Here is a 1,740-nt window from a genome sequence, read left to right on the forward strand (position 1 = left end):
AACTTAACAAAGCAATAGGTTGTTCACCACCTTATTTTCCTTCCTTTGCGTCCTTTGCGAAATCTTCCTTTGCGCTCTTTGCGGTTAAATCTTTATACCTTTAAAAAACTTGAACATCAAGTATTAGTTTCTATTACTATTAATTTCAATTTTTTCCACCTGTGCGGTTGGGGTGAGAAAAAGAATAAACAGGTCGCTCCTCTGGAGCTAATTATGGTGTAAGGATATAATCTTTCTACAAACAGACCGCTCCTCTGGAGCTAATATAAATAAAGCTCCGTAGGAGCAATCTGTTTGTAGCATTCCGCAAAAGCAATATGTTTGTAGCTCCGTAGGAGCGACCTGTTTGTATTGAATATCTGCTTCTTCCATTTTATTTAAACCTAACCGCACAGGTCGAATTTTTTTAATAATATCTCCCTATCTCCTTAATCTCCACATCTCCTTTTGTTACACCACCTGAACGCTTACAAAATTTGTTCATCGTCAAACAAAATGTAGTTTTTCTTGTCAACACTCACTCGAGGTCTAACGCTGAGTTCAGGTGCGGCGGGGAGAATTACCACAAAAGTTTGATAGCAAGATAAAACTTTGAGAGACCACAAAACTCTGACCACGGCACAGTCCCCCGCCGTCAACTGCAACGCAGGGTTAGACAAAAGCTTTGATTCGCTGTCTTTTCCTTTTCCTCTGCCTCACCGAATTATTGTGCTTTCCACATTCACAGTTTGACCCTAATATCTCCTTTTTATTTTCTCACACAAAGCCACAAAGAACACAAAGGTTTATTGTTTTATTCAATTCCTTTGTGACTTTGTGTCTCTGTGTGATTATTTTTATTAGTCTAACCCCCGGGTTCCATTCCAAAATAGTAGAAGATATTTTAAAAAAAATTCTCGGTCAGCTTCTTGACAAAAAAGGAAAAATAAAGTATAATTATCAGTATATTAGAAGACTCTCGGATATCAAGTTTGAAGGGGATTTTTATAAGATAAGGACTATTAAAATGAGGGAATTTGCATCTCTATTGTTAGTATTATTAATATCAATACTTATTTTGCCAACAAAAGAGTGTTTTAGTGAAGAAGAGAGAGGATGTGGGATAAGAAGGTATATAAGTGAAGTTAAAATAGTCTCTGAATGGCAAATTGATGTCATGGTAATGGTTAAGTTTAGTGAGGATTGTAGTCAATCCGGGAATTATATAAAGGTATGGATAGAACATGCCGGATGGTATTATGAAGATATAATTTATGATGTGGCAGTAGGAGAGTGGATAGTTCATACTTTCCATTTCTTTACCTATGAACAAATGGCTAATGGAACCTCTCTTCGAATAGTATTAGAGGCTTATTCTCCTCCTATTACCTTTAAAAATGATGAAGTAAGAGGTAAGGTATATATGGATACGAAAAATTCTATCCTGGGTATCCCCTATGATAGAAATGTCTTGATATTTGAGCCAATAAATATTACAAATGGTAATATGATTATGACTTCTAAAGATATGTTTTTACCTGGCAAGAATCTTCATATTAAATTTGATAGAACATATAATAGCAGAAGTAATGAGATTGGACCATTTGGATATGGCTGGACTCATAGTTATAATATGGCTCTTTTGACTTTTGAGTGGGTAAATGATATAATAGGTAAAATCCCAATCAAAATCCAAAGGAGCAAATATGATAACAAAACATATATTTGAGCAGGCCTTAAATATTCAAGAGCCATGGTACC

2 protein-coding genes are annotated in these 1,740 nt (G+C 35.2%); one reads left to right on the top strand and one right to left on the bottom strand.

The features are described 5' to 3' along the window. Positions 1 to 207: 207 nt before the first annotated feature. Positions 208 to 372, bottom strand: a complete 165-nt coding sequence (locus AB1414_20245; protein MEW6609745.1) for a hypothetical protein — start codon at positions 370 to 372, stop codon at positions 208 to 210. A gap of 454 nt (positions 373 to 826) precedes the next feature. On the opposite strand from AB1414_20245, the gene AB1414_20250 reads away from it, so the two are divergent. Beyond that, complete coding sequence (locus AB1414_20250; GenBank protein MEW6609746.1) at positions 827 to 1,708, top strand: DUF6531 domain-containing protein; 882 nt, start codon at positions 827 to 829, stop codon at positions 1,706 to 1,708. Positions 1,709 to 1,740 lie beyond the last annotated feature (32 nt).

Source organism: bacterium (assembly GCA_040755795.1).
Classification (GTDB): Bacteria; UBA9089; CG2-30-40-21; order CG2-30-40-21; family SBAY01; genus JBFLXS01.